Below are 26,833 nucleotides of genomic sequence, written 5' to 3'. Positions count from 1 at the left end.
GGTCAGGGAGTGGGTGGGCGGCTCAGTGCGACTCACGGGAGACCTTGTCGCCGCTGGAGCCGATCAGGAAGTCCAGGTCCGCGCCGGTGTTGGCCTGGCCGACGGTGTCGACGTACAGCTTCTCCCAGCCGCGGCGTGGCGAAGCATAAGCTTCTACAGTCGCTGGGGAGGGTGTGCGGGCCAGCAGTTCCGCGTCGGGGATGTCCACATACAGCCGCCGGGCCGGGACGTCCAGGACGATCATGTCACCGGTGCGTACCAGGGCCAGCGGGCCGCCCGCGGCGGCCTCCGGGGCCACGTGCAGCACGACGGTGCCGTAGGCGGTGCCGCTCATCCGGCCGTCACAGATGCGGACCATGTCGCGGACGCCTTGCTCGAGCAGCTTCGCCGGCAGCGGCATGTTCGCCACCTCGGGCATGCCGGGGTAGCCCTTCGGGCCGCAGCCGCGCAGCACCAGCACGGAGTCGGGCGTCACCTCCAGCGCGGGGTCGTCGAGCCGGGCGTGCAGGTCCTCGACGGAGTCGAACACCACCGCCGGTCCCCGGTGCCGCAACAGCGCGGGCGACGCCGCCGCCGGCTTGATGACCGCTCCGTCCGGCGCCAAATTCCCATACAGCACCGCGATGCCCGCCGCCTCCTGCAACGGCTCCGCCCGCGCCCGGATCACCTCACGGTCATAGACAACCGCCGAATGTCCGCCCAACGAGGCCGAGCCGCCACCCACGCCTGCCGAACCGCCACCCGCACCGGTTGAGCCACCGCCCACGACCGCCGGGCCACCACCCACGACCCCCGAGCCGCCGTCTTGTATCAAAGCTGACCCGTCTCCCCCGAGTGCGGACCGAGACTCCGACGAAGACGCCGCATCCGGAGGGGAAACCACAGGAGCGGAGGAAGCCACGTCCGTAGACGACGAGGAAGGGACGGCCGCGGAGGACGAGGACGACGCGGAGGCAGGAGAGGAAGAAGGAACGGAAGGCGACTCCACCAGATCGGCGCGATCCTCGACCACGACCGCTCGCTCGTCGCCCACCGCTGAATAGAGGTATTCAACGAGCGGCCGCCCCGTGACCGTCAGCCCCGCCGGGTCGAGCAGGTCTCGGACCTCGGCCAGCACCGCGTGCAGGCCGCCCGCGCGGAAGAAGTCCTCCATCAGGAAGCGGCCCGCCGGCTGGAGGTCGACCAGCAGCGGCACGTCGGCGCCGACCCGGTCGAAGTCGTCCAGGGTCAGCGGCACGCCCAGCCGGCCCGCGATGGCCAGGAGGTGCACCACCGCGTTCGTCGAGCCGCCGAGCGCCGCCAGGGCCACGATCGCGTTGACGAAGGAGGCACGGGTCATGACCTGCGACGGCCGCCGTTCCTTCTGCACCATCTCGACGATCAGCACGCCGGTCTCGTGGGACATCTCCAGCAGGCGGCTGTCCGGCGCCGGCGTGCCCGCGATGCCGGGCAGTGTCATGCCGAGCACCTCCGCCAGCAGGCCCATCGTCGACGCCGTGCCCATCGTGTTGCAGTGGCCGCGGCTGCGGATCATCGACGACTCGGAGCGGGTGAACTCCGCCGCGCTCAGCGTGCCCGCGCGGACCTCCTCCGACAGCTTCCACACGTCCGTCCCGCATCCCAGCGGTACGCCGCGGAAGGTGCCCGTCAGCATCGGCCCGCCCGGCACGACAACGGCCGGCAGGTCCACCGACGACGCCGCCATCAGCAGCGACGGGATCGTCTTGTCGCACCCGCCGAGCAGCACGACACCGTCGATCGGGTTGGCGCGCAGCATCTCCTCGATCGCCATCGCCGCCATGTTGCGCCACAGCATCGCCGTGGGCCGCACCTGCGTCTCCCCCAGCGACACGACCGGCAGGTTCAGCGGGATGCCACCCGCCTGATAGATGCCGTCCGAGACGCTGCGCGCGACCTCGTTGAGGTGGGCGTTGCAGGGGGTCAGATCGGACGCCGTGTTCGCGATCGCGATGTGTGGCCGCCCGTCGAAGGCGTCCGACGGCAGTCCCCGCCGCATCCAGGCGCGATGAATATAGCTGTTCCGGTCGTCACCGCCGTACCACTCAGCGCTTCGCATGGCCGGACTCTAACCCTCATCGTCACCAATACAGAAGACCCCTTTCACATTGGCGGAACATCGGTCTAACATCCGGAACATGACCGAGACGCAGGACGCCGAGGTACGGCTGGTCGGCGCCGACCGGGTGCTCGCGGTCCTGGCCGAGCTCGCCCGCCACGCCGAGGGCGTCGGCCTCGACGAGATGGCGCGCGTCATGGCCAGCCCCAAGCCGACGGTGCATCGCGCGCTCGCCTCGCTGCGCCGGGCCGGTTTCGCCGCCCAGGACGGGCACGGCCGCTACGTGCTCGGCGACGAGTTCCTGCGCCTCGCCTTCGCCCACCACGAGGCGCGCCCCGATCACGTGCGCGTGCTGCCCGTGCTCCGGGCGCTCAGCGAGCGGTACGGCGAGACGGCCCACTACGCGACGCTCGACGGCCGCTGGGTCGTCTACCGCTCGAAGCTCGACCCGCCCACGGGCGCCGTCCGTCTCTCGTCGGTCGTCGGCGGCCGCAACGCCGCGCACACCACCGCCGTCGGCAAGCTGCTGCTGTCCTTCATTCTGCGCAGCGAGCAGCAGGTGCGCGACTGGATCGGCGACATCGCGCTGACCACCCCCACGCCGACCTCCATCGGGACCGCCGGGGAGCTGCACGCCGAGCTGGAGCGCACCCGCCAGCGGGGTTTCGGCACCGACAACCAGGAGAACGAGGCGGGCGTGAACTGCCTCGCCGTGCCTGTATATCTCAATTCACCGTCGGCACCGAGTGGTGCGATCAGCGTCAGCGCTCTCGCCTACCGCACACCGCTGGAGCGGCTGATCGCGGACGTGCCCGTGATCCGGGCGATCGTCGAGGACCCGTCGTGACGGCTCGCTTCGAGGCCCGGCCGGCGTGCTCCCAGACGTACGCCTTGGGCGAGGGACCGCTCTGGGACCGCGACCGCAACCGCCTCCTGTGGGTCGACATCGAGGGCGGCCTGGTCTGTGCGGGGCGGCTCGACCGGCGCACCGACGCGATCCGTGTCATGGAGACCTGGCACTTCGACGACCTGGCCTGCGCGGTCGCCGTCTCGCGCGACGGTGAGCTGCTCGTCGCCACCCGGCACAACCTTATTCACGTACGAGGTGACGGCAGCCGTGACGTAGTCGCGCAGCTGGTCCACGAGCAGGGCAGCCGGCTCAACGACGGCGCCGTGGACCCCCAGGGGCGCTTCCTGGCCGGCAGCATGGCGCTCGACGACCGCACCGGCCAGGAGCGGCTGCTGCGCTGGGACGGCCGCGAGACCACGGTGCTCGACGACGACCTCACCCTGTCGAACGGGCTGGCGTGGAGCCCCTCGGGCGACCGGCTCTACAGCATCGACTCGATTCCCGGCGTGGTCTGGGTGCGCGACTACCCCGGCGGCGCGCGCCACGAGCTGTTCCGCGTCACCGACGGCCTTCCCGACGGCCTGTGCGTCGACACCGACGGCAACCTCTGGATCGCCGTGCACGAGCGCGGCGAGGTCCGCTGCCTCACGCCGCGCGGCGAGCTGCTCGCCACCGTGGCCGTGCCCGCCCCGAAGACCACCAGCTGCGCCTTCGCCGGGCCCAACCTCGACGTCCTGGTCGTCACGGCCGCCGAAGGCCCGTTGTTCACCGTGCGGGTCGGCGCCGTCGGCCTGCACACGCCGTACTGGCATCACTAGAAAGAAGAAGCCCGTGCAACTCATGCGTATCGGCGCTCCCGGCGCCGAGAAGCCGGTCGTCCGCGCCGACGAGGGCCACTACGTCGACGTGTCCGACCTGACCGCCGACTTCGACGAGCGGTTCTTCGGCTCGGGCGGCATCGCCCGCCTCGCCGAGCCGGTCGCCGAGCGGATCGCCACGGGTGATGTGCTGCCCTTCGGCGACGTACGGGTCGGCGCGCCCATCGCCCGGCCGCACCAGATCCTCTGCATCGGCCTCAACTACAGCGACCACGCCGCCGAGACCGGCCAGGCCGTGCCGAGCGAGCCGATCCTGTTCACCAAGTCGCCGAACACGCTCGTCGGGCCGAACGACGACGTCCGCATCCCGCGCGGGTCCACGAAGACCGACTGGGAGGTGGAGCTCGGCATCGTCATCGGCTCGCGGACGTCCTATCTGGACTCCGCCGAGCAGGCGCGCGACGCCATCGCCGGCTACGTGCTGGTGAACGACGTCTCCGAGCGCGAGTTCCAGATGGAGCGCGGCGGCCAGTGGGTGAAGGGCAAGTCGGCCGAGACGTTCAACCCGGCCGGGCCATGGCTGGCCACGCCGGACGAGATCGCGGACGTGCGCGACCTGGACATGTGGCTCGACGTCAACGGCGTCCGGCGGCAGACCGGCAACACCAAGACGATGATCTTCGACCCGTTCTTCATCGTGCACTACCTGAGCCAGTTCCTCGTGCTGGAGCCCGGCGACCTCATCAACACCGGCACGCCGCCCGGCGTCGGGCTCGGCCTGAAGCCGCCGGTGTGGCTCCGGGCCGGCGACGTCATGGAGCTCGGCATCGCCCGGCTCGGCAGCGCGCGGCAGAACGTGGTCGGCCCCCGCTGATGCGAGCGCTCGTCTTCACCGGGCCCGGCAAGGCCTCGGTCGAGGAGGTGCCGCCGCCGGTCGCGGAACCCGGCCAGGTCGTCATCGACGTCGACCGGGTCGGCGTCTGCGGGACCGATGTCGAGCTGTTCACCGGGGCGATGAGCTACCTGGAGTCCGGCGAGTCGTCCTATCCGATCCGGCCCGGGCACGAATGGTGCGGGGTGGTGTCCGCGCTCGGCGACGGGGTCGACCCGTCGTGGCTGGGCCGGCGGGTCACCGGCGACACGATGATCGGTTGCGGGCACTGCCGGCGGTGTGCGCGCGGCCGCCACTGGGTGTGCGAGTCGCTGCGCGAGCTCGGCATCCGCGGCCTGCCCGGTGCCTTGGCCGAACAGCTCGCCTACCCGGCCGAATATCTTCATTCACTTCCGGAGAGTGTCGGCATAGAAGCCGGCGCCATGGTGGAGCCGGGTGGCAACGCGCTGCGCAGCGTCACGGCCGCCGGCGTCGAGGCGGGCGACCGGCTGCTCGTGCTGGGCACGGGCACGATCGGGTTGCTGGCCGCCCTCTTCGGGCGGGCCCGCGGCGCCGAGGTGCACCTGCTGGGGCTGCCCGCCGGGCTGCCGTGGGCGCGCGAGCTGGGTTTCGAGGACGTCTGGACCCGCGAGACGCTGCCCGCGCTGCCCTGGGACGGTGTCATCGACGCGACCCACGCCGCCTCGTCGCCGGCCCTGGCGCTCGACCTGATCGAGCCCGGGCGTCGCATCGTCTACATCGGATTGTCCTCCACGCCGAGCACCATCGACACCCGGTCGCTCGTGCTCCGCGACGTCACCGCGGTGGGCATCCTCGGCGCGTCCGCCGGGCTGCCGGGGGCCATCGAGGCGTACGCCGCGGGCGACGTGGACCCGCGCCCGCTGGTCGCGGCCACGGTGGGCCTCGAGGAGATCGTCGACGTGTTCGAGGGACGCCGGACCTACGACGGCGGCCCCAAGGTACTTGTGGACCCGCGACGGTGAGAAGCGGCTCCCCAACAGCGAAGAACAGGCCCGCGACGGTAGAGGCGGTTTCCCCACGGTGAAAGGCGAGCACATGTCCGACTTCGAGGGATTGACAGCGGTGGTGACCGGCGGAGCGTCCGGCATCGGCCTGGCCACCGCCCTGCTGCTGGCCGACCGGGGCGCGCGGGTCGCCTGCCTCGACCTCGACCCGTCCGTGGAGAAGCCGTTGCTGGGCTTGCGGGCCGACGTGACCGACGACGCCTCGGTGCGGTCGGCGATCCAGGAGGCGGCGGCGGAGCTCGGCGGCATCGACATCGTCGTCAACAACGCCGGCATCGGGGCGCAGGGCACCGTCGAGGACAACGACGACGCGGAATGGGCGCACGTCTTCGACGTCAACGTCCAGGGCATGGTCCGGACGAGCAGGGCCGCCCTGCCTCATCTGCGCCGCTCGTCGCACGCCGCGATCGTCAACGTCTGCTCGATCGCCGCAACGGCCGGCCTGCCGCAGCGCGCGCTCTACTCGGCGACGAAGGGTGCCGTGCAGTCGCTGACGCTGGCGATGGCCGCCGACCACCTGGCCGAGGGCATCCGGGTCAACTGCGTGAACCCCGGCACCGCCGACACGCCCTGGATCGGCCGCCTGCTCGCCAAGGCCGACAATCCCGAGGCGGAACGCGCGGCGCTGGAAGCCCGCCAGCCCACCGGCCGGCTCGTCACGCCGGACGAGATCGCGGCCGCGATCGCCTATCTGGCAAGCCCTCTGGCCTCCGCGACCACCGGTGTGGCCCTGGCCGTCGACGGTGGCATGCAGGGCCTGCGGCTGCGCCCGCGCTCATAGGGTCAGGACCAGCTTTCCCCTGACACCACCGCTCTCCAGGCGGCGGTGCGCCTCGGCCGCCGCCTCGAGCGGGAAGGTCTCGCTCACCCGGGTCCTCAGCGTCCCGTCGGCCAGGGCCGCGACCAGGCCGCTCAGGGCCTCCCGGTCCGGTTCCACGAGCACGAGCTTGTGGTCCTGGTCCGGCAGCGGCCGCGTCGCGACCACCACGTCACCCTTGATCCCGCCCAGCGGTACGGCGTCGAGCACGGCCGGCACCGCCCGGTCGAGCCCGGCGCCGCGCGGGATCACGCTGTGCACGCCGAGCCCGCGCACCCATTCCTCGTCGTCGTGCGTCGCGCACGCGAGCACGGTGTGACCCCGCCGCAGCGCGAGTTGCGCCGCGAAACCGCCCACACCACCGCTGGCGCCCGTGACCAGCACGGTGGTCGGGGTCTTCACGTCCAGGAGATCCAGGGCGCGGTGCGCCGTGAGCCCGTTGAGGGGCACCGTCGCCGCCGCGACCGGGTCGAGCCCGTCCGGCAGCGGCACCACCCAGCCGGCGTCGACTGCCACCAACTCCGCGTAGGCGCCGATCGCTCCACGGCTCAGATGCCACGGGATCAGGCCCACGACGTCCGTCCCCAGTGGAATGCCCGCGTCGCCGCCGACGACCTCACCGGCGACGTCCCACCCGATCAGGAACGGCGGCGGCACCGGCCCACCCGGGATCTGCCCCGTGCGCGCCGCGAGGTCCGCCGGATTGACCGTGGCGGCGCGCACGCGTACGAGAAGCTGCCCCTCCCCCGGCACCGGATCGGGCCGCTCCACCACCCGCAGGACCTCGGGCCCGCCCAGCGCGCTGACCTCCACGGCGCGCACGGCTAGCGCAGCCTTTCGAGCAGCCCGCGCAGGTGGGCGTCCACCATGCCCCGGTCGTAGCCCCGGAGCACCACCGTGAACCGGGCCTCCCCGACCGCCGTCCGGGCCGCCGCCCGCGACACCTCGTTGCCCGAGCCGAGCGCCGTCTCGGCCAGCGCCGTCACCCGGTCGACCTCGTCCCGGTCGTAGCCGCGCAGCACCACCGCAAAGTCCTGAGCCATACACAGCAATCTACGCGTCACCCTCCACTCAGTCATGCCGGCGACGCGCGGAAGCCGAGGCCGGCGGGTCACCGCCCGCCCACGGCGGCGGGCAGCCGTGCGGGTGCGGCCGGGAAGGGGTCACGAGGGTGGGCGGGGTGGCGTCCCGGGCTGACGGCGGGCAGCATGGCGGGGTGTTCGAGATCAACATGCTGCCCCAGGCCCGCGCCCTGATCGAGGCGGGCGACGTCGACGCCGCCCGCGAGCTGCTCGAACGCGCCGTCGAGGGCAACCGGGCGGCGCTGGCCGAGGGCGAGCCGGGGATGCTGGCCGCGATGCGTGAGCTGGCCGGGCTGCGCTCGCGGGGCGGAGACCTCATGGGCGCGCGGCGCCTTCTCGAGGAAGCCCAGGCGGCGGGGCATCGGCTGAGCCCGGCGGATCCCCTCGCGGTCATGCTCTCGTACGACCTGGGCACCGTCGCCGAGCAGCTCGCCAACCGGCACGTCGCGCGCACCAACTTCGCCACGGTGGCCGAGCACGGCCCCGCCGCGCTGGGCGAGGACCATTCGGTGGTCGAGCGGGCCCGCGCCTACCTCGACGACGCCGAGCCGGCCGGCGCCGAGAGGGAGGGCTCGGCCCAGCAGAGCCCGACGCCCCTGATCGTCGTCCCGGACACCCCGCCGGTCGCGACAGCCCCTGCTCCGCCGCCGCCGGGCCCGATTCCACCGCTGCCCACGTCGGCTCGGCCGGCCGGCGAGGGCGCCGGCCCAAAGAGCGCCGGCCCAAAGGGCGCCGGCCCAAAGGGCGCCGGTCCAAAGGGCGCCGGTCCAAAGGGCGCCGGTCCAAAGGGCGCCGGCCCAAAGGGCGCCGGCCCAGAAAGCGGCGAAGGACCGGACGCGAGCAACCGCCCGAGCCGAAAGCCGTGGATCTTCGCCGCGGCCGGCATCGCCGTCGGCGCGACCGTCGCGGCCACCGTGCTGCTCGCGCGCCCGGACGACGCCACCCCCGCGGGCGTCGAGGTCCAAGCGCAAGCGCAGACCCAAGCGCCGGCAGCCACCACGGCGGCGACAAAGCCGGCGACCGCTCAGCAAACCAGCGCGCCCCAGAGCACCGCACCCCAGACCACCCGTGCGCAGGCGGCCCCCAGAAAAACGACAGCGCCGGCCACCAAAACCACAGCGCCCGCCACCGAAACGACGGCGCCCGCCACCAAGGCGCCCACCGTAGCCACCCGCATCGTGAGCCCCGCCAACGGCAGCAAGGTCCCCTACCCCTTCGACGCCCGCTTCACCGTCTCGCCCGCCGACGCCGCTTCCAGGGACACCGTCGTCGCGCTGCTCGTCTGCGTGGCCGGCCGCTGCTATCTCGACGGCAAGCTCGACATCATCGACGGCGCCGCCGCCCCGTACACGATCTATCTGGGGTCGACGAAGCCCGAAGGCACCGGCGTGGCCTGGAGCCTGCGGCTCGACCGGCTCTCCACGGCCACCTACGGCCGGCTGATCGCCGAGCGGGAGGCGCGCTGGAACGACGGCTCCTGGGGTGACAAGGGCACCACCATGAGCCTGCTCAACCCCACCCCGGTCAGCACCCTCACCGTCGTCAAGACAGGAGCTTGAGCAGCTCGTCGCGATCGGTCAGCACCTCGCGCAGGATCCGGCGCCCGGCCGCGAGCAGGTCGGCGACCGCTGTGGTGCTCAAGGCGTACATCACCAGGCCGTTGTCCCGGAAGGTGACCACGACGCCGGCGCGCCGGAGGACGGCGAGGTGCTGCGACAGGCCGGACGCCTCGACGTCGATCTCGGCGAGCAGGTCGCGCACCGGGCGCGGGCCGTCCTGCAACAGCTCGAGGACCCGGATCCGGACCGGATGCCCGAGCACCCGGAACATCTCGGCCTTCGCCTGGTACAGCGGCACCGACACGCGCACACCACCTCCGCAAGAGCCCCATTGCGAAAATCCGCAATCCCGATCCCGTACGTGATGAGCGTCCCGCCCTTGCCGGGAGTCAAGCGGACAGCGGGTGCGACGAGGCGACGGAATCGTCGGACATCATCACCGCAGGCGACGACACTGTGGAGGGCCGGACATGGCAGAGATGGATGTGGCACTGAAGGACGCGCTCCAGGTGAGCGGCGCGCTCGCCGCCGCGGTGGTCGACCAGACCAGCGGCATGGCGCTCGGCACGGTCGGCGGCGGCAAGGACCTCGACGTGACCGTGGCCGCCGCGGCCAACACCGAGGTCCTGCGGGCCAAGCTGCGCACCATGGACATGCTCGGCATCCGCGAGCGCATCGAGGACATCCTGGTGACGCTGGACTCGCAATATCACCTGCTGCGGCCGGTGACCGGGCGCAACGGGCAGGGCCTGTTCATCTATCTGGCGCTGCGGCGGGAGGGCGCCAACCTCGCGATGGCCCGCCACCGCTTGCGCCTGATCGAACAGGCCCTGGAGGTGTGAACAGCTCTATGCGGCGGAGACGACGTCCTCCGGGTATGCGGTGCCGAGCTCGGAGAAGACTGCCGCGTTGAGGCGGAAGGCGAGCTGCGCCTCCGCGATGGCGGTCTCCGCCTCCTCGGGTGTGAGGGGCAGCGCGTCGAGCCGCGCCCGATACGCGATCTTGTAGGTGCGCGCGTCGTCGATCCCGTCGAACGAGTAGAACCGCGTGCCCGCGCGCCCGAGGGCGTACGTCTGCGCGACCGACTTGCCGACGAGCTGACCGCCGCTCAGGTCGCCCAGGTAGCGCACGTAGTGGTGGGCGATGAAGTGCGGTGCCGACGTGTGGGCGAAGGACCGTAACCGGTCGACGTACGCCAGCGTGGCCGTGGCCGGCACGACGGCGGTCTCCCAGTGCGAGCCGTAAAGGTGGGCCAGGTCGGCCTCGAGCGCCTTGACCCGGAACAGCGCCGGGTCGGCGAACGCGCGGCCGCGGTCGTCGGCGTGCATGGCGAGGGCGGCCGCCTCGAGCTCGCGGTAGATGTGCAGGTACTGCGCGGTGAGGGCAGCGAAACCCTCGCGGGACACCGAGCCGGCCATCAGGCGCGAGATGAAGCTGCGGTTCTCGGCCTCACGGTGCTCGACCATCGTGGCGCGCCGGAGGCGGGCGGCGAAGTCGCTCATGGGGTCACGTCCTTGGCGATCAGTGGGGTGGGCTGGCTTCGGCGGCGGCGCGCACGACGGCGGGCGAGCCGGAGGACGACGTACAGCAGGGCGATGCCGACCACGGCGATCAAGGCCCACGGCCACGCCCACACGCTGGTGCTGCGGGCGACCGCCGGGAGCTGCTCGGCGAAGTAGACCGGCCGCACGTCGACGTCGGCCGCGAGGCGCACGGTGGGCTGCACGCCGGTGATCTTCTCGGTGATGGTGATGGAGCCGCCGGGCAGCAGCTCCGGGATGTCCATCGCCTCGGTCTTTGCGAGCGTCCAGCCGAACGGGCCGGTGATCTTGACGGAGCCGGTTCCGCTCAGGCGCAGGTTGCCGGCGTTGCGCACGAGGTAGCGCACGGTCATCTCGCCGCCGGCGGCCGGGTTCGCCGACTGCGCGTACTCCAGCCGCACGTTGTCGATGGCCAGCCGGGGCGCGACCGCCCCCGCGACGGTGAGGTAGACGCGGGCCGCCACGCGCTGGTCGACGAGCACCTTCTGGCCGTCGGCGCCGGTCTGCTCCTGGGCGATCGAGGTGACCACCCCGCCGGCGTGGTCGCCGGGCGTCGCGTTCGCCGGCACGCTGATCGAGAACGGCACGTCGAGCCGGGTGTTCGCGGGCACCGTGTACTTGCTCGCGGCCAGGGCGATCCACGAGCCCACGTCGGTGGGCTTCTGCGCGGCCGCCATCAGCGCGTACGAGCCGTCGTCGGTGGTGTAGGCGTCCGTGCCGTACACGCTGAAGGTGAGCGGCTTGGCGGTCAGGTTCGTGATGCCGATGTAGTCGGTGAGCCGCTCGCCGGGCGCGGCCCGCCGCACGATGTAGTCGCGGCCGTCCGGCCCCTTGGCGGTGGAGGGCTGCACCGACCACCGCACCCCGTCCGCCGCGGAAGCGGGCGCCGGGGTGAGAAACAGGAGAAGAACCGCGGCCAGCACGCTTCGGACGATCATGTTGCTCCTTACGATGGGGGACGGCCGGCCGGGGATAATTTCGGTATCCCCGGCCGGTCCCCTCCCCTGAAGTGAGACTCAGGCGAGCGTCAGGGTGAGCACAGCGCTGTACTCGCCCGCCGCGCTCGACTCGGGCACGCCGAGCTCGAGCGCCGCGCCGCAGGTGGAGCTGCCGAGGCTGCTCCCCGTCTCGGCCTTGCAAAGGGTCTTGCTGCCGCCGAGACCCGAACCCGGAGCGGCCGGGCTGCCCGGCGTGACCGCGTTGCGCACACCGGCCGCCGACTGGAGGCTGCTGGTGGCCACGGACGCGCTCGGCGTCCAGCCGAGATTGTTCGCCGGGATGCTGCCGCCGGCCGCCGACGTGAAGTCGGTGACCTGGCCGACCAGGTCCCAGCCCGAGTTGGTGCCGCGCAGGTCGCTGACCGTCACCGCGTTGAGGTTGCCGGTGGCGGTCTGGCCCGGGGTGGCCGCGGAGAGCGCGACCTGCGAGCCGGACGAGGTCAGCGTCAGCGCGCCGCCGGTGACCGCCGCCTTGATCGTCTGCGACGCGGAGCCGGTGCCCGGGCCGGTCGGATCCGGGTCGGTCGGATCCGTCGGGTCGGTCGGGTCGGTCGCCGAGGCGGAGGCCGACGCCGTCACCGGGTCGAGCGCGGTGCCGGCGGTGTAGAAGCCGGCGAAGGCGCTCGCACCACTGGCGGTGAGGGTGGCCGCCAGGTTCGAGAACGAGATGCTGCTGCCGTCGACCGTCGGCGCCGTGGTCACCAGGGTGGCGATCTCGGCCTGGTCGAGGTGCTGGTCCGTCGTGCCGTTGTTGGCCTCGAGGTCCACGTCGGCCTTCAGCGAGCCCGTGCCGTCACCGTCCACGACCAGCGTGGGGTTGGCGACGGTGATCTCGAAGAGGTGGGCCGGGTACGAGAAGACGACGGTGCCGCCGTACTTCACCTCGGCCGTGCCCGCGGCGGCGTCGAACGTGCCGCTCGTGACCGGGAAGTCGAACGTCCCGTCGGAGTTGCGCGTCGCACCGTCCTTCGTGGCGATCGGCGGGTTGCCGTTGCCGGTCGAGACGTACGTGCGGAACGACGCCTTGAAGCCCCAGTCGAGGCTGCCACCGGCGACCTGGACCGGAGCGGCCAGGGCCGGGGCGGTGGCGGTCAGCGCGGCGGCCGCGCCGACGGTGATCGCACCGGCCCAGAGCGCGACCCGATGCGGGCCGTGGGTTGTGCCCATGAGGAGTTCCTTCCGTGAAGGTTGCGCCCGCAGCAGCGAGCGTGGTTAGGGTAGCCTCACCTAAACTCATGATCAAAAGCAAGATCAAATTCCGGTTCGGATTTTTGGGGAGGCAACGTGCGCATCGGCCGCGCAGCGGTGGCGGCCACCGCTTCGGTCCTGCTCGCAACGTTCGGCATCGGCACCCCGGCGCAGGCCGCGAAGCATCTCTCGGTCTCCAAGACCAAGGGACTGAAGCGCGCCGGCGAGATGGTGACGGTCACGGGCAGCGGCTACGACGTGACCAAGGGCATATACGTCGCGTTCTGTGTGGACAACGGGCCCGGGGTGCTGCCCTCGCCCTGCGGCGGCGGCGCGGACATGTCGGGCTCCACGGGCGCCTCGGCCTGGATCTCCTCCAACCCGCCCTCGTACGGCGAAGGGCTCGCGAAGCCGTACGGCAAGGGTGGGTCCTTCACCGCGCGAATCGCCGTCAGCCAGATGATCGGCGACGTCGACTGCGTGGTGCGGGCGTGCGCGATCGTCACGCGCAACGACCACACCAGGACCAACGACAGATCCCAAGATGTACGGGTCGCCGTGCGCTTCGCGGGGGTGACCGCGCCTGACACCCCGGCAACTCCGCGAACCCCGGCCCCCCGCGCCACCGGCGGCTCCCCTGCCGCCGCGCCCGGCGGCACCACGAAGACGCCCGCCGGGCCGCCCAGCGTGCAGCTCGCCACCGCCGCCCCGCCGATGTCCCCGACGGCCGTCGCCCTGGACACCGTCGTCTCCCCCGCGCTCCACCGCACCAGCACCGCGACGCCGCTCGGCCACTGGTGGGCCATCGGCGGCGCGTTCGTCGCCGGCATGCTCGGCGCCGCGGTGATCGGCCGGCTCCGCCGCCGCACCACCGCCCGCACCACCGCCGGCCCTTCCGCCGGCGCCCCCACCGCCGGCCCCTCCGCCGGCGGCGTCAAGGAGGACCTGTGATCCGCCGTGCCACCGCCGCCACCGCCCTGGCGGCGTTCCTGCTGACCGGCTGCACGTCAGTGAGCGAGGTCGGCGCCGAGCCGGCCGCCGCCTCGAACGGCTGCGGCGTGGCGACCGCGAAGCTCGCGAGCGAGGACGTGACCCCGCTCGACCCCGCGCCCACCCCCAAGCTGCCGGTGACCGTGACCTCCGCGGACGGCCGCAAGGTGACGGTGAAGAGCGCCGACCGCATCCTCGCCGTCAACCTCTACGGCTCGCTGGGCGAGCTCGTCTTCAGCCTCGGCCTCGGCACGAACGTCGTCGGCCGGGACACGTCCACGACGTTCCCCTCGGCCGCGAAGCTCCCGCTCGTCACACCGCAGGGCCACGACCTGTCCGCCGAGGCGATCCTCAAGCTCAACCCGACCGTGATCCTCGCCGACGACAGCATCGGCCCGGCGACGGCGCTCGACCAGATCCGCAAGGCCGGCATCCCGATCGTGATGATCGACGACCAGCAGACCATGGCGGCGGTGCCCGAGCACATCCGTGCGGTGGCGGGTGCGCTCGGGGTGGCCGAGGCGGGCGAGCGCCTCGTCACCCGCGTACAGCAGGAGATCGACGCCGCGAAGAGGTCGGCACCGTCGGACGGCACGAAGCTGAAGATCGCATTCCTCTATGTACGCGGGACCGCGGGCGTCTTCCTGATCGGCGGCAAGGGCGCCGGCTCGGACGCGATGATCGAGGCGATCGGCGCGACGGACGCGGGCTCGGCGGCGGGGCTGTCGAAGTTCCGCCCGCTCACCAGCGAGGGCCTGATCACCGCGGCGCCCGACGTGATCCTCGTGATGACCGAGGGCCTCAACTCGGTCGGCGGCGTCGACGGCCTGCTGAAGCTGCCCGGCGTGGCGCAGACCCCGGCCGGCGTCAACCGCCGCATCGTCGACATGGACGACGGCGTGCTGCTGAACTTCGGCGGCCGCACCGGCAAGGCGGTCGAGGCGCTCGCGAAGGCGGTCTACGGCCCGTGCAGCTGACCACACCCCCGTCCGTGTCGCCGAAATCGGCACGGCCGTCCCGGATTCCCGCCCACCTGCGCGGTCCCGCCCGCATCGGCCTGCTCGGCGGGCTCACTGTCACCCTGATCGCGGTCAGCCTGCTGGCGGCGGGCCGCGGTCAGGTGCCCATCTCCCCCGCCGAGGTGGCCGGTTCCCTGCTGCATCGCCTCGGCCTAGACCTCGGCCCGCTGCCCTCGGCCGCGCAGGGCGAGAACGCGCTCTGGCTCGTCCGCTTCCCCCGCGTCACGCTGGCCGTGGTGGTCGGCGCGTCGCTGGGCTGCGCCGGCGCCCTCATGCAGGGCGTCTTCGGCAACCCCCTGGCGGAGCCCGGCGTCGTCGGCGTCTCCTCGGGCGCGGCGGTCGGCGCCGCCGCGTCGATCGTCAGCGGCATCACCGTCTTCGGCATCTGGACCACCGCCGCCGCGGCCTTCGCCGGGGGCATCCTGACCACCATGATGGTGTACGCAATGAGCCGCGCCAACGGGCGCACCGAGGTGGTCACGCTCGTGCTCACCGGCGTGGCCGTCAACGCCACCGCCGGTGCCCTGCTGGGCCTGCTGATGTTCCTCACCGACGACGACGGCGTCCGGGCGATCGCGTTCTGGCAGCTCGGCAGCCTCGCCCAGGCCACCTGGGGCGCCGTCGCGGTGGCCGCGCCCTGCGCCGCCGTGGGCCTGGCGGTGGCCGCGTTCAGCGCCCGCCGCCTCGACCTGCTCGCGCTCGGCGAGGCACCCGCCCGGCACCTGGGCGTGGACACCGAGCGCCTGCGCGTCACCGCGATCGTCGCCACCGCCCTGCTGACCGCGTCGGCCGTGGCCTTCACGGGCATCATCAGCTTCGTCGGCCTGGTGGTCCCCCACCTCATCCGCATGGTCGCCGGCCCCGGCCACCGCGTCCTGATCCCGGCGAGCGCCCTGGGCGGCGCGGTGGTGGTCGTGCTGGGCGACCTCATCGCCCGCACCGCCATCGACTATCAGGAGCTGCCGCTGGGCGTGCTGACCGCGGTGGTGGGCGGGCCGGCGTTCTTCTGGCTGCTGCGCCGCACCCGGTCGAAGGCGGGAGGCTGGGGATGATGTCTCTCGCCTTGCGTCGCGACCATGGAGGTGCCCGGTGAGGGCGTCCGGTGTCGAGGTCACGCTCGGTGGCCGCAAGGTGGTCGACGGCGTCGATCTGCACGCCGATCCGGGCGAGGTGGTGGCGCTCGTCGGCCCGAACGGCGCGGGCAAGTCCACGCTGCTCGCCGCGCTCGCGGGTGACCTGCCCACCCCGGGACGGATCGAGATCGCGGGTCGCGAGCTCCGCTCGTACAAGAAGGCCGACCTTGCCCGGGAACGCGCGGTGCTGCCGCAGCGGTCGGCGCTGTCGTTCCCGTTCACGGCCGGCGAGGTCGTCCGGATGGGGCGCGCGCCCTGGGCCGGCCGGCCCGAGGCCGCGGAGGACGACGAGGCCGTGGCCGAGGCGATGCGCCGCACCGAGGTGACCGGCTTCGCGGCCCGCCCGTTCCAGGCGCTGTCCGGCGGCGAGCAGGCGCGGGTGGCGCTGGCCCGGGTGCTCGCCCAGCGCACCCCGCTGCTGCTGCTGGACGAGCCGACCGCCGCCCTGGACCTGCGCCACCAGGAGCTGGTGCTGATGGTCGCCCGGGAACGGGCCGGCGCGGGCGCGGCCGTCGTGGTGGTCCTGCACGACCTGGGGCTGGCCGCCGCCTACGCCGACCGCGTCTCGGTGCTGGCCGCCGGCCGGGTGCGCGCCGAGGGACGGCCGGCGGAGGTCTTCACCGAGGAGCTGCTCACCGAGGTCTACCAGCACGATGTGGAGGTGCTGCCCCACCCGCGCACCGGGACACCGCTGGTGGTGCCGCGCCGGCCGTAGCAATGCCGGCGGCGTGAATCCGACTCGGCGTTACCCTCCCCGCCCGTCACGCGCGATGCTGACCGGAGTCAGCCGATCGACGTGGATGGATGTGAGAGGGATGCCGCGTCCCGAGCGTGCGCTCGACTCCGCCGCCGGCCCGGTGCAGATGCTGGCGGCGGAGCTGCGCGACCTGCGCAGGCGGGCCGGGAACCCCGGATACCGCAAGCTCGCCGCCGACACCGGCTATTCGATGGCGGCGCTGGCCAACGCCGCCGGCGGCCGGCGCCTGCCGAGCCTGCCGGTGACCCTGGCGTTCGTCCGGGCGTGCGGCGGCGACCCGGCCGTCTGGGAACGGCGGTGGCGGCAGGCCTCGGCCGAATGGGCGGCGTCGCAGGGCAACGGCGCCCGTCCGGGCCCGGCGAGCGGCGAGCGGCCGCCCTACCTCGGGCTGCTCGGATACGGGGTGGACGACGCGGACCGCTTCTTCGGGCGGCGGCGTATCCTCGATCAGCTGGTGGAGATGCTGGAGCGGCACCGGTTCGTGGCGGTGTTCGGCGCGTCCGGCAGCGGGAAGTCCTCGCTGCTGCGCGCCGGCCTGATCCCCGCTCTCCGCGGCGGCCGGGTCCTGCTGATCACGCCGGGCGCCGAGCCGCGGAAGGCGTTGCGGGACGCCCTGTCGCACGGCGGGGACGCGGCCGCGGCGCTGGTCGTGGATCAGTTCGAGGAGCTGTTCACGCTGTGCCGCGACCCGGCCGAGCGCGACGGCTTCATCGCCGAGCTGGCCGCGTTGGCCGCCCCGGAAAGCGCCGAACCCGAGCCGCCGGTCGCGGCGGAACACCCCCCACCAGCGGCCCCGGAAGGCGCGGAAGGCGCCGCACCAGCGCCCCCGGACGGCACAGAAAGCGCCGCACCAGCGCCCCCGGACGGCACAGAATGCGCCGCACCAGCGCCCCCGGACGGCGCGGAAGGCGCCGCACCAGCGGGCCCGATCACCGCGCAGAACGCCGGGTCAGCGGCCCCGATCACCGCGACAGGCGCCGGCCCCCGGACGCGCGTCGTGATCGGCGTTCGCGTCGTGATCGGCGTTCGCGCCGACTTCTACGCCCGATGTGCCCAATCCGTGCCCCTGGCCGCCCTGCTCGCCGGGGCGAACGTCCCGGTCGGCCCGCTGACCGAGACCGAGCTGCGCGAGGTCATCACCGAACCCGCCCGGCGCGCCGGCGCCAGCGTCGAGCGGGCGCTGGTGACCAAGATCGTGGCGGATGCGCAGGGGCAGCCGGGCGCCCTCCCGCTGGTGTCGCACGCGCTGCTGGAGACGTGGCGGCAGCGCCGGGGCGACGTCCTGACCGTGGCCGGCTACGAGGCCGCCGGCGGGATGAGCGGCGCGATCGCCCAGACCGCGGAGTCCGTCTACCAGGCGCTGGACGCGCGCGACCGGGAGACGGTCCGCCAGGTGCTGACCCGGCTGGTGACCTTGGGCGAGGGCGTGCCGGACACCCGGCGCCGGGTCCGCCGGGACGAGCTGGACCAGCCGGGCGTCGACGCGGTGCTCGCCGAGCTGGCCGCCGCGCGCCTGCTGGTGCTCGGCGCGGACACCGTCGAGATCGCGCACGAGGCGCTGATCGGCGCGTGGCCCCGGCTCGGCGACTGGCTGCACGCCGGGCGGGACGAGCTCACGCTGCACCGCCGGCTGACCGAGGCCAGCCAGATCTGGCGGTCGCACGACCACGACGCCGGCGCGCTCTATCGCGGCGCGCCGCTGGCCGCGTGGGACGGCCGCGACACGCGGGGCCTCAACGAGCTGGAGCGCGCGTTCCTGACGGCCAGCCGCGACCGGCAGGCCCGGGAGTCGGCGGCCCGGCGGCGCCGCGCCCGGCTGCTGTCGACCGCCCTGGCGGCCGGGGTGGTGGTGACGAGCGTGCTGGCCGCCGTCGCGGGCGTGCAGGCGTACCGGGCGAACGAGCAGCGTGACCTGGCCCGGGCCAGCCTGCTGGTGGCGAACGCCCGCGCCCAGTCGCAGGTCGACCACGAGCTCGCGCTGCTGCTGGCCGTGGAGGCGTACGACACCCGGCCCACCGTGGAGGCACAGGCGGCGTTGCGCCAGGCGACGGCCGACTCACGGGTACGGGCGACAGTGCCCGCCGGTCAGGGCCAGGTGCTCGAGGTGGCGTTCGGACCCGACGGCCGTACGGTGGCCAGCGCCGGCGACGACGGCACGGTCCGGTTGTGGCAGCGCGCCGAGCCGGACGGGCTGCACCCGGCGCCCCGCGTCCTGCGGCACGGCGACGCGCCGGTGAACGGCCTCCGGTTCAGCCCGGACGGGCGGCTGCTCGCGGCGGGCGGCACCGACGGCCTGATCACCGTGTGGCCGCTGAGCGGCGGCGCGCCGGTGGTGCTGCGCGGGCACGGCGACGTGGTGCACGCCGTCGCGTTCAGCCCGGACGGCCGGCGGGTGGCGAGCGGCGGCGGCGGCGGCGACGGCACGGTCCGCGTCTGGGACTCCGCCGGCGGCCGTCCCCCGGTGGTGCTGACGACGGGCAGCCCCGCGCTCGGCGTCGCCTTCAGCCCGGACGGCACGCGGATCGCCGCCGGCGGCACCGAGACCATCCACCTCTGGGACGCGACCGGCCGGGGCACGCCGACGGTCCTGCGCGGCCACGAGTGGACGGTCAAGGACGTCGCGTTCAGCCCGGACGGCCGGCAGCTGGCCAGCGCCGGCAGCGACGGCACGGTGCGCGTCTGGCCCGTGGCCGGCCCGGGCGAGCCGGTGATCTTGCAGGGCAACGACTCGTACGTCGAATCGGTGGCGTTCAGTCCCGACGGCCGCCGCGTCGCCAGCAGCCACAGCGGCAGCAACACCGTCCGGGTGTGGAGCACGACCGGCGAGCAGGATCCGGTGGTGATGCGCGGGCACGACGGGGCGGTGTGGAGCGTCGCGTTCAGCCCGGACGGCCGGCGGCTGGCCAGCGCGAGCACCGACGGCACCCTGCGGTTCTGGGACCCGGAGGTGGCCGCGAGCCCGCTCGTGCTGCGCGGGCACCGCGGCGAGGTGTGGTCGGTGGCCACCGGCGCCGGCGGGCGGCTGATCGCCAGTGGCGGCGTCGACGCGATCGTGCGCGTCTGGCGGCATCCGTGGCGCGACGGCCCGGTGCTGCTGCGCGGCAACGAGGACGAGGTGCTGGCGGTCGCGGTCAGCGCGGACGGCCGCTGGGCGGCGAGCGGCGGGCGGGACCGCACCGTGCGGGTCTGGGACACGGCCACCGGCGCCGAAAGGGCAGTGCTGCGCGGCCACACCGACGCCGTCTTCGGGGTGGACTTCAGCCCGGACGGGCAGCGGCTGGCCAGCGCCGGCCGGGACGGCACCGTCCACGTCTGGCCTCTTGCCGGTGGCTCGCCCGTGACGCTGCGCGGACACGAGGGCAGCGTGCGGGGCGTCGCGTTCGCCCCGGACGGGCAGCGCGTCGCGAGCGCGGGCGCCGACGGCACCGTGCGGATCTGGCGGGCGGACGGCACCGGCACCCCGGCGGTGGTGCAGGACCAGCCACCCGGCCGGCAGGTCTGGACGGTCGCGTTCAGCCCGGACGGCGAGCGCCTCGCCGTCACCGGTCAGGACGGGGCCGTACGGATCTGGCGCGGCGACGGGCAGGGGCCACCGGTCTCGCTCTCCGGGCACCGCGACGCCGTCTGGAGCTCGGCCTTCAGCCCGGACGGCCGGCTGCTCGCCACCAGCGGGCAGGACGCCGACGGCGTACGGATCTGGGAAGTCGCCACGGGCCGGGAACTGGTCACCGTGCGGGGCCACGGCGCGACGGTGGAACAGGTGCGGTTCACCCCCGACGGCCGGCTGATCACCGCGCACGGCGACAGCACTGTCCGGATCTGGCAGTGCGGCGTCTGCGGCCCGATCGCCGAGGTGCGCGCCCGGGCGGGTGACCTGCTCACCCGCGACCTCACCCCCTCGGAACGGGACGCCTTCGTCGTACCGGCCCGGTTGTTTAGCCCGCCGCGGGGCTACTGAACAACGTCGCCGCCGGGTTCGCTGAGGGCCGGCACACGACGAACGGGGGAAAGATGAAAACACTCGTACGGCTTCTCGGGGCGATGACGATCGCCGCGGTCCTGCTCGGGCTGGCCTCGACGCCGGCCTCGGCGGCCCGGCGAGCGCCGGTCTGCGACCGATGGCCGACTTCGTACACCTTCTACAGCGTCATGGACCACACGGTCGACCCGCCGACCGGGGTCGCCGACCGCATGGTGATGGGCGTCAACGGCGCGTCCACCGCGCTCAAGGCGCAGGCGATCGTCGCGAGGTTCGACCCGTACGCGGTCAACCAGCAGTGGCAGAGCCGCATCTGCAACCTGGCGGGCACCGACTACCTCCAGTTCCGCAACCTGAAGTCGCAGCTCTGCCTGGACAAGTCCGAGGACACGCCCAACGCGAACGGGAACCTCGTCTACCAGTACACCTGCACCGGCACCAACAACCAGCTGTGGCGGCGCCAGTCCCAGGGCGGCAGCATCGGCAACTGGAAGCAGCTCAAGAACCTGGCCGCCGGCCGCTGCCTCGACATCCACTACGAGCGGTGGGTGACCGGCCAGCACCTGGTGGTCTGGGACTGCGCCACGAGCAGCGCGCCCAGCCGCTCGCAGCAGTGGAACACCTACTGACGGTGGCCCGCGCACGGGGGATCAGCGTGCCGGGGCGTTCAGCACCCGCAGCACGCTGGTGCGCAGGGCGGTAGCGGCATCGTCCCGGGTCATGGCGCCGGCGTCGACCTCGGCGCCGGCGGCGTGACCCAGCTGGATGACGACGACGGCGAACCAGCCAGGTGAGAGCTGGTCGTCGAACTCCCCCGCCGCCTGCCCTCGGGTGATCACCCGCTCGAGCCGGGCGACGACGGGAAGGTGCTGGCGGCGGTCTTCTTCGGGGGAGACCGCCGCCGCGCCGGCCGCATGGAAGATCCGGCCGTGCCGAGCCATGATCTGAGCGCTCGCGTCGAGCAGGCGCAGCAGTGCCTCGGTCGCCGAACCCGAGTCGAGGTCGACGGCCTCCATCGCCGCGACGGCCGCCTCGGTGACCCGCGCGAGCACGGCACCCATCAACTGCTCCCGCGACGAGAAGTGCGCGTAGACCGTCTGCCGCGTCACCCCGGCCGCCGCCGCGATCGCCTCGACGCTGCACTCCGGATCGGCCCCGAGCAGCTCCGTCGCCGCGTCCAGGATGGACGCCCTGCTCCGCTCGGCGTCCGCCCGCCGGCGCCGCGCTCCTTGCGCTTCCCCCTGCATCGTCGATATCTTACACGCTGTAAGAGTTAATGATCGCGGGGACCCCATGGAGGATCCGCGCCAGTTCATTCTCGATTTCGTCACGGGTTTCGGCCGCGACCTGATGCACGCCGACGAGGACCCCGCCGCGGTCGTCGACCGCTACCACACACCCGACGTCGTCCAGATCGCCGACGGCCACCGCATGGATCGCGCGAAGCTGATCGCCCACAGCCGCCCCATCCGCAAACGCCGGCCCCGCGCCCGCATCGACGTCCACGAGGCCCTGGCCGACGGCGACCGGCTGGCCGCCCACTACACGATGCACGTCGAGGACCGCGGCCGCGCCTTCGCCATCGAGGTCACCTTCTTCGGCCACTTCACCCCCGACGGCCGCCTCCGCCGGGCCACCATGCTCACCCGCACCCTGCCCGACACCGCGGAAGCCACCCCGTGAACCGCCGGTAGAGCCCCGCACCGAGGGCGCCGACGGTGGCGAGATCGTGGGAGGAATCGCCGCGCCGCGCGTCGACGTAGAGCGCGAGACCCATCGGGAGTGCGGGTGGGACCTCGCAGGCGCCCTGACTGCCCCCGGGTCCGGACCGCCGCTCCTGGTGACGAAACGTAGGGCGGCAGGGACGCGAGAACCCCGCTGCGGCATCTCGACACGGCAGAGGGGACGCTCTGTCCTCTTCAGCGCACCTCAAGGGCGCGGACCAGCTCGCGCATCGGCCCGGTCAAGCGGGCGCGGCGCTCGCACACGTCGGCAACCAGGCTTCGCGCGCAGACCTGATGGCGGAGCCACGTCGGGGCCAACGTCTTGGCGACCAGGGTGTCCACGGCGTCGGCGCCTGGGCCTGCGCCACGTCGAGGAGGTGGCGTCCCTGGGAGATCGGTTGGAGCCATCGGGCCGCACCCGACCGGCGGCCGCGGGTGCCCGCTCCGGCCGGTCCAAGGTCACCGGGGCGTAGGTCTCCTGGATGACAACCTGCGTCGGGCCGAAGTTGAGGGCATGGTCGAGACGGTCGCCGGCCATCCGAGCCGGGCCGGCACGGGTCGGCGTCAGGTAGTCGCCGCGGGCGGCGGCGCGGGCGACGGCGCGGGCGACGGCGCGGGCGACGGCGCGGGCAGCGGCGCGGGCAGCGGCGCGGGCAGCGGCGCGGGCAGCGGCGCGGGCAGCGGCGCGGGCAGCGGCGAGGGCCCAGAGCAGCATGCCGCCCCGGACGGTGAGCTGCTGCGGCGTGGCGGCACTCAGGCGGGGCTCGATGCGTTCGGCGACGCGCTGCGCGACCCGCCGGCCTCGTCGTTGCGGGCCTGGTTCATCAGCACCCGCGCAAAGGTGCCGTGCGCGGCGTCCCATTGGAGTTCGTCGGAGCCGGACGCCGCGGCGGCCATGGCCCGCTCGGCACCGATCAGGGCCAGGTCGTCGCGGCCGAGAGGGACGAGCAAGCACGAGGACAGCTGGTAAGCCTGGGACAAGGCGGCGCCGGCACCCTGCGCGTGCCGAGCCTCGATCATCAGGCCGGCCGCCCGCCGGGCGAGATCGACGAACCGGCCGGACCAGTGGTCGCGCCGGCCGAGGCCGCGGCCATGCCGTCGCTCCGCTGGTAGCAGTGCGGGCAGGGCGGCCGGCCGCAGAGGCGGGCCGCCCACCCGACGACATGTCGAGTGGGTGCCCGTCGGTCATTTGCGGTTGTAGAGGCGCATGGTCAGGGTTCCGAAGATGAGGACCAGGGCGCCGCTGGCGATGAAGGTCCACATGATCTCGGGCATGTCCGGGGTGCCGGACATGATGGAGCGGATCGCGGTGACCAGGTGGGTGATGGGGTTGACCTCGACGAAGGCCTGGAGCCAGCCGGGCATGGTGGAGGGCTCGACGAAGACGTTGCTCAGGAAGGTGAGCGGGAACAGGACGAGCATGCTCACGCCCATGACCGATTTTTCGGAGCGCAGGAGCAGGCCGAACATGGTCCAGATCCAGGAGAAGGCGAACGAGAAGACGACCAGCAGGGCTATGCCGCCCACGATGCCCATGACGCCGCCGTCGGGGCGGAAGCCGAGGATCAGGCCGACGACCATGATGGTGGTGGCGGCGAGGATGTAGCGCAGGACGTCGCCGAAGATCATGCCGACCAGGGCGGCGGGGCGCCAGACGGGCAGGGTGCGGAAGCGGTCGAAGACGCCCTTCTCGATGTCGGTGTTGAGGCCGACGCCCGTGTACATCGTGATCATGACGACGCTGGTGACCATGATGCCGGGGAGGAAGAACTGGAGGTACTCCCTGGTGGAGCCGGCCAGCGCGCCGCCGAACAGGTAGGTGAACATCAGCGTCATGATGATCGGGAACGCGGTGACGTCGAACAGCTGCTCGGGGACGTGCTTGATCTTGAGCACGGCCCGCCAGCCGAACGTCAGCGACGCCGACCAGGCGCTCGGGCGGGCCGGCGCGGCGCCGCGGGACAGCACGGCGCTGAGGGTGTCGGTGGACGGGGTGTAGGTCTGCGCGGACGTCGTGGTCATGCGGGCACCGCCTGGGAGGTCGACGCGGTCAGGGCGAGGAACACCTCGTCGAGGCTGGGCTGGCCGAGCGAGAAGTCGTCGACGACGATGCCGGCCTCGGCGAGCCGGGCCAGCGCCCGGGAGGCCTGCTCGGCGGCGCCCCGCGACGAGCCGTCGGCCCGCGCGGTCAGCGCCACGGGGTCGGCCTCGAGCTGCACCGTCGTGCCCAGCTCCTCGGCCAGCACCCGCTCGGCGGCCGGCCGCTGGGCGGCGTCGCGCAGCCGCACGTGGACCGTGCCCGCGCCGATCGACGACTTGAGCTCGCCCGGCGTGCCCTCCGCGATCACGCGGCCGTGGTCGATCACCGCGATGCGGCCGGCCAGCTGGTCGGCCTCGTCGAGGTATTGCGTCGTGAGCAGCACGGTGGTGCCGCTGGCCACGACGATGCGGATGATGTCCCACACCTGGTTGCGGCTGCGCGGGTCGAGCCCGGTCGTGGGCTCGTCGAGGAAGAGCAGATCGGGCGTGTTGAGGATGCTCGCGGCGATGTCGATGCGCCGGCGCATGCCGCCCGAGTATTTCTTGATCTGACGGTCGGCCGCGTCGGTCAGCCCGAACGCGGCGAGCAGCTGGGCGGCCCGGTCGCGCGCCGCCCGCTTGCCGTGGCCGAGCAGCCGGCCCAGCAGGACCAGGTTCTCGGTGCCGGTCAGGTCTTCGTCGACGGACGCGTACTGCCCGGTGAGGCTCACCCGGCTGCGGACGGCGTCGGCCTCGCGGAGCACGTCGTGGCCGAACACCCGCGCCGCGCCGCCGTCGGGGCGCAACAGCGTCGCCAGCATGCGCACCACCGTGGTCTTGCCTGCTCCGTTGGGCCCGAGGAGGCCGTAGACCGTGCCCGAGGGGACGGTCAGGTCGACGCCGTCGACCGCGCGGTTGTCGCCGAAGGTCTTGACCAGACCGTTGGTTTCGATCGCCGGTGGGTTCATGCCGCCATGGTGCCCCAGGGGTGTGACATTTTTCGCTCCCGTTGCCGCCAGGAGGCGTATCTTCACATCAAGGAGTGGCAATGGAGCTGCGAACCCGCCTGCTGATCTTCCGGTGCGACTACCTGCTGCGGCGCGCGAACCATCGGCGCCGGCGGCGGCTGGCCGCTGAGCTCGCCTCATACACGAGCCATGCCGAGCTCAACGAGCTCTACGCGGTGCTCGACACCTATCCCGACGGGCAGACCCACGAGATCCGCCAGATCCTGCGCGCGCAGGCGATCAGGCGCGGGCGATGAGCACCGGGCACTCGGCCCGCTGGAGCAGCCGGGTGCCGACCGGGCCGAGCAGCACGCCCTCGTAGCCGTGCCGGCGCGGCCCGACGACCACCAGCTGAGCCTGGCGGCAGCGCTGCACCAGCACCTTGTCGGGACGCCCGCCGATCACCTCGCGGGTGGCCCGTACCTGGGGATACTTCTCGCGCCACGGGTCGAGCTGGAGGTCGATCTCGGCGCCGAGCGCCTCCTCGGCGGCCGCCGTCACCCGCGGGCTGCCCTGGTCGTGCGCGGTGACCGCGACCAGCGGCACGCCGCGCATCGCCGCCTCGTCGAACGCCCGCCCGATGATCGTGCCGGCGCCCGGGTCGTCGTTGACACCGACCACCACCGGCCCGTCCTCGGGGAAGGCACCGCGCACGACGACCACCGAGGACTGCGCCTGCGTGGCGACCTGGCCGCAGACCGTGCCGTGCGCCTGGCCGAAGAACCCCCGGTCGCCGTGGCTGCCGACGACCACGAGGGCGGCGTCCTCGGCCGCGTGCACCAGCACGGGCACCGCGTATCCGGTGAGCGCGAGCGCTCGCACCTCCACTCCGGGTGCGGCGGCACGGGCCTGCTGCACCGCGGTGTGCACCGCGCCGGCCGTGTCGTCCTTGCGGGCGTCGAAGGCGAAGGACTCGTGGCGGTGGCGCGCGATCAGCACCCGCAGCTCCGCCTCGCGCATCCGGGCCTCCCTGGCGGCCCACCGCACCGCCGCCAGGGACCCGGCGGATCCGTCGACGCCGACCACTACCTTCGTCTTGTTCACGGCCGCCCCTCCCTCGCGTCGCCAGATCTCAGCGTCACCCCGCGGGCAGGGGTTTTCAAGGGCGTGTTCAAGGGGCGACAGCCGCCGCCCCCCGAACCCGTCAGTCCTCCACCCGGAAGCCGATCTTCAGGCGTACCTGATAGTGGGCGACGTCGCCGTCCACCACCTGGCCGCGGATCTCCTGGGTCTCGAACCACTCGATGTTGCGCACCGTCTGGTTCGCCTTGCGGATGGCGGTACGGATCGCGTCGTCGACGCTGGTCGGGCTGCTGCCCACGACCTCACTGAGCCGGTACACGTGGTTGGTCATGCCG

At 73.2% G+C, this 26,833-nt stretch carries 28 protein-coding genes; 16 read left to right on the top strand and 12 right to left on the bottom strand.

The window, feature by feature from the left end; all coding sequences use genetic code 11:
* Nucleotides 1–22: 22 nt before the first annotated feature.
* Nucleotides 23–2,077: a dihydroxy-acid dehydratase domain-containing protein gene (locus Ade02nite_RS40245; RefSeq protein WP_203775497.1), complete on the bottom strand. Its 2,055-nt coding sequence runs from the start codon at nt 2,075–2,077 to the stop codon at nt 23–25.
* A gap of 79 nt (nt 2,078–2,156) precedes the next feature.
* Here Ade02nite_RS40245 and Ade02nite_RS40240 point away from each other — a divergent pair, with 79 nt between their 5' ends.
* The 5 genes from Ade02nite_RS40240 to Ade02nite_RS40220 all read left to right on the top strand — a co-directional run bounded on the left by Ade02nite_RS40240 (nt 2,157) and on the right by Ade02nite_RS40220 (nt 6,443).
* Nucleotides 2,157–2,924 carry an IclR family transcriptional regulator gene (locus Ade02nite_RS40240; protein ID WP_203775495.1) on the top strand — a complete coding sequence of 256 codons (768 nt, stop codon included), beginning with the start codon at nt 2,157–2,159 and terminating at the stop codon, nt 2,922–2,924.
* Nucleotides 2,921–3,745 carry an SMP-30/gluconolactonase/LRE family protein gene (locus Ade02nite_RS40235; RefSeq protein ID WP_203775493.1) on the top strand — a complete coding sequence of 275 codons (825 nt, stop codon included), beginning with the start codon at nt 2,921–2,923 and terminating at the stop codon, nt 3,743–3,745. The genes Ade02nite_RS40240 and Ade02nite_RS40235 overlap by 4 nt, the downstream gene beginning before the upstream one ends.
* 22 nt (nt 3,746–3,767) lie before the next feature.
* Nucleotides 3,768–4,619: a fumarylacetoacetate hydrolase family protein gene (locus tag Ade02nite_RS40230; RefSeq protein ID WP_438871012.1), complete on the top strand. Its 852-nt coding sequence runs from the start codon at nt 3,768–3,770 to the stop codon at nt 4,617–4,619.
* Complete coding sequence (locus tag Ade02nite_RS40225) at nt 4,619–5,620, top strand: zinc-dependent alcohol dehydrogenase (RefSeq protein ID WP_203775489.1); 1,002 nt, start codon at nt 4,619–4,621, stop codon at nt 5,618–5,620. The genes Ade02nite_RS40230 and Ade02nite_RS40225 overlap by 1 nt, the downstream gene beginning before the upstream one ends.
* Before the next feature lie 73 nt (nt 5,621–5,693).
* Nucleotides 5,694–6,443, top strand: coding sequence for an SDR family NAD(P)-dependent oxidoreductase (locus tag Ade02nite_RS40220; RefSeq protein ID WP_203775487.1), 750 nt, complete (start codon nt 5,694–5,696; stop codon nt 6,441–6,443).
* Here Ade02nite_RS40220 and Ade02nite_RS40215 read toward each other — a convergent pair.
* A complete protein-coding gene (locus Ade02nite_RS40215; protein WP_203775485.1) occupies nt 6,438–7,301 on the bottom strand; it encodes an NADP-dependent oxidoreductase in 864 nt (287 codons plus the stop codon). The genes Ade02nite_RS40220 and Ade02nite_RS40215 overlap by 6 nt on opposite strands.
* 2 nt (nt 7,302–7,303) lie before the next feature.
* A complete protein-coding gene (locus Ade02nite_RS40210) occupies nt 7,304–7,522 on the bottom strand; it encodes a hypothetical protein (RefSeq protein ID WP_203775484.1) in 219 nt (72 codons plus the stop codon).
* Between the two features lie 173 nt (nt 7,523–7,695).
* On the opposite strand from Ade02nite_RS40210, the gene Ade02nite_RS40205 reads away from it, so the two are divergent.
* Nucleotides 7,696–9,120, top strand: coding sequence for a class I SAM-dependent methyltransferase (locus tag Ade02nite_RS40205; RefSeq protein ID WP_203775482.1), 1,425 nt, complete (start codon nt 7,696–7,698; stop codon nt 9,118–9,120).
* Here Ade02nite_RS40205 and Ade02nite_RS40200 read toward each other — a convergent pair.
* The gene (locus tag Ade02nite_RS40200) at nt 9,104–9,424 is read right to left on the bottom strand and encodes an ArsR/SmtB family transcription factor (protein ID WP_203775479.1); all 321 of its coding nucleotides are present in this window, start codon (nt 9,422–9,424) and stop codon (nt 9,104–9,106) included. The genes Ade02nite_RS40205 and Ade02nite_RS40200 overlap by 17 nt on opposite strands.
* Nucleotides 9,425–9,590: 166 nt before the next feature.
* Here Ade02nite_RS40200 and Ade02nite_RS40195 point away from each other — a divergent pair, with 166 nt between their 5' ends.
* Nucleotides 9,591–9,962, top strand: coding sequence for a hypothetical protein (locus tag Ade02nite_RS40195; protein WP_203775477.1), 372 nt, complete (start codon nt 9,591–9,593; stop codon nt 9,960–9,962).
* 6 nt (nt 9,963–9,968) lie between these two features.
* Here Ade02nite_RS40195 and Ade02nite_RS40190 read toward each other — a convergent pair whose 3' ends face one another.
* The 3 genes from Ade02nite_RS40190 to Ade02nite_RS40180 form a co-directional block, all read right to left on the bottom strand.
* The gene (locus tag Ade02nite_RS40190; protein ID WP_203775475.1) at nt 9,969–10,622 is read right to left on the bottom strand and encodes a biliverdin-producing heme oxygenase; all 654 of its coding nucleotides are present in this window, start codon (nt 10,620–10,622) and stop codon (nt 9,969–9,971) included.
* Complete coding sequence (locus tag Ade02nite_RS40185; protein WP_203775473.1) at nt 10,619–11,599, bottom strand: WxL protein peptidoglycan domain-containing protein; 981 nt, start codon at nt 11,597–11,599, stop codon at nt 10,619–10,621. Before Ade02nite_RS40185 ends, Ade02nite_RS40190 begins: the two co-directional genes overlap by 4 nt.
* Nucleotides 11,600–11,677: 78 nt before the next feature.
* Nucleotides 11,678–12,826 carry an HtaA domain-containing protein gene (locus tag Ade02nite_RS40180; RefSeq protein WP_203775471.1) on the bottom strand — a complete coding sequence of 383 codons (1,149 nt, stop codon included), beginning with the start codon at nt 12,824–12,826 and terminating at the stop codon, nt 11,678–11,680.
* A 117-nt stretch (nt 12,827–12,943) separates the two neighbouring features.
* Here Ade02nite_RS40180 and Ade02nite_RS40175 point away from each other — a divergent pair, with 117 nt between their 5' ends.
* From Ade02nite_RS40175 to Ade02nite_RS40150, 6 genes are all read left to right on the top strand, one after another.
* Nucleotides 12,944–13,798, top strand: coding sequence for a hypothetical protein (locus tag Ade02nite_RS40175; RefSeq protein WP_203775469.1), 855 nt, complete (start codon nt 12,944–12,946; stop codon nt 13,796–13,798).
* Nucleotides 13,795–14,814, top strand: a complete 1,020-nt coding sequence (locus tag Ade02nite_RS40170) for a heme/hemin ABC transporter substrate-binding protein (RefSeq protein WP_239169396.1) — start codon at nt 13,795–13,797, stop codon at nt 14,812–14,814. Before Ade02nite_RS40175 ends, Ade02nite_RS40170 begins: the two co-directional genes overlap by 4 nt.
* A gap of 14 nt (nt 14,815–14,828) precedes the next feature.
* A complete protein-coding gene (locus Ade02nite_RS40165; protein ID WP_239169395.1) occupies nt 14,829–15,908 on the top strand; it encodes a FecCD family ABC transporter permease in 1,080 nt (359 codons plus the stop codon).
* Nucleotides 15,909–15,945: 37 nt separating this feature from the next.
* Nucleotides 15,946–16,704: a heme ABC transporter ATP-binding protein gene (locus Ade02nite_RS40160; RefSeq protein ID WP_203775464.1), complete on the top strand. Its 759-nt coding sequence runs from the start codon at nt 15,946–15,948 to the stop codon at nt 16,702–16,704.
* A 100-nt stretch (nt 16,705–16,804) separates the two neighbouring features.
* Nucleotides 16,805–20,704: an nSTAND1 domain-containing NTPase gene (locus Ade02nite_RS40155; RefSeq protein ID WP_203775462.1), complete on the top strand. Its 3,900-nt coding sequence runs from the start codon at nt 16,805–16,807 to the stop codon at nt 20,702–20,704.
* Between the two features lie 53 nt (nt 20,705–20,757).
* Nucleotides 20,758–21,354: an RICIN domain-containing protein gene (locus Ade02nite_RS40150; RefSeq protein ID WP_203775460.1), complete on the top strand. Its 597-nt coding sequence runs from the start codon at nt 20,758–20,760 to the stop codon at nt 21,352–21,354.
* Between the two features lie 21 nt (nt 21,355–21,375).
* Here Ade02nite_RS40150 and Ade02nite_RS40145 read toward each other — a convergent pair whose 3' ends face one another.
* Entirely contained in the window at nt 21,376–21,972 is a 597-nt protein-coding gene (locus Ade02nite_RS40145; protein WP_203775458.1) for a TetR/AcrR family transcriptional regulator, read from the bottom strand.
* A 46-nt stretch (nt 21,973–22,018) separates the two neighbouring features.
* Here Ade02nite_RS40145 and Ade02nite_RS40140 point away from each other — a divergent pair, with 46 nt between their 5' ends.
* Complete coding sequence (locus Ade02nite_RS40140) at nt 22,019–22,408, top strand: nuclear transport factor 2 family protein (protein WP_203775456.1); 390 nt, start codon at nt 22,019–22,021, stop codon at nt 22,406–22,408.
* A 555-nt stretch (nt 22,409–22,963) separates the two neighbouring features.
* The gene (locus Ade02nite_RS40135; protein WP_203775454.1) at nt 22,964–23,419 is read left to right on the top strand and encodes a hypothetical protein; all 456 of its coding nucleotides are present in this window, start codon (nt 22,964–22,966) and stop codon (nt 23,417–23,419) included.
* A gap of 215 nt (nt 23,420–23,634) precedes the next feature.
* On the opposite strand, the gene Ade02nite_RS40130 is transcribed toward Ade02nite_RS40135, so the two are convergent.
* Nucleotides 23,635–24,471, bottom strand: coding sequence for an ABC transporter permease (locus Ade02nite_RS40130; protein ID WP_203775452.1), 837 nt, complete (start codon nt 24,469–24,471; stop codon nt 23,635–23,637).
* Nucleotides 24,468–25,436 (bottom strand): ATP-binding cassette domain-containing protein, encoded by a 969-nt coding sequence (locus tag Ade02nite_RS40125; protein WP_203775450.1) that lies wholly within the window; start codon nt 25,434–25,436, stop codon nt 24,468–24,470. The genes Ade02nite_RS40130 and Ade02nite_RS40125 overlap by 4 nt, the downstream gene beginning before the upstream one ends.
* A gap of 80 nt (nt 25,437–25,516) precedes the next feature.
* On the opposite strand from Ade02nite_RS40125, the gene Ade02nite_RS40120 reads away from it, so the two are divergent.
* Nucleotides 25,517–25,732 (top strand): hypothetical protein, encoded by a 216-nt coding sequence (locus Ade02nite_RS40120; RefSeq protein WP_203775441.1) that lies wholly within the window; start codon nt 25,517–25,519, stop codon nt 25,730–25,732.
* Here the strand turns inward: Ade02nite_RS40120 and Ade02nite_RS40115 are convergent.
* A complete protein-coding gene (locus Ade02nite_RS40115) occupies nt 25,716–26,519 on the bottom strand; it encodes a universal stress protein (RefSeq protein ID WP_203775439.1) in 804 nt (267 codons plus the stop codon). The two genes, Ade02nite_RS40120 and Ade02nite_RS40115, sit on opposite strands and share 17 nt — an antisense overlap.
* A gap of 100 nt (nt 26,520–26,619) precedes the next feature.
* Complete coding sequence (locus Ade02nite_RS40110; RefSeq protein ID WP_203775437.1) at nt 26,620–26,829, bottom strand: dodecin; 210 nt, start codon at nt 26,827–26,829, stop codon at nt 26,620–26,622.
* Between the last annotated feature and the right edge of the window lie 4 nt (nt 26,830–26,833).

This window comes from Paractinoplanes deccanensis (assembly GCF_016862115.1).
In the GTDB taxonomy this organism is placed as follows: domain Bacteria; phylum Actinomycetota; class Actinomycetes; order Mycobacteriales; family Micromonosporaceae; genus Actinoplanes; species Actinoplanes deccanensis.
This window is presented reverse-complemented; position numbering and strand designations above follow the sequence as displayed.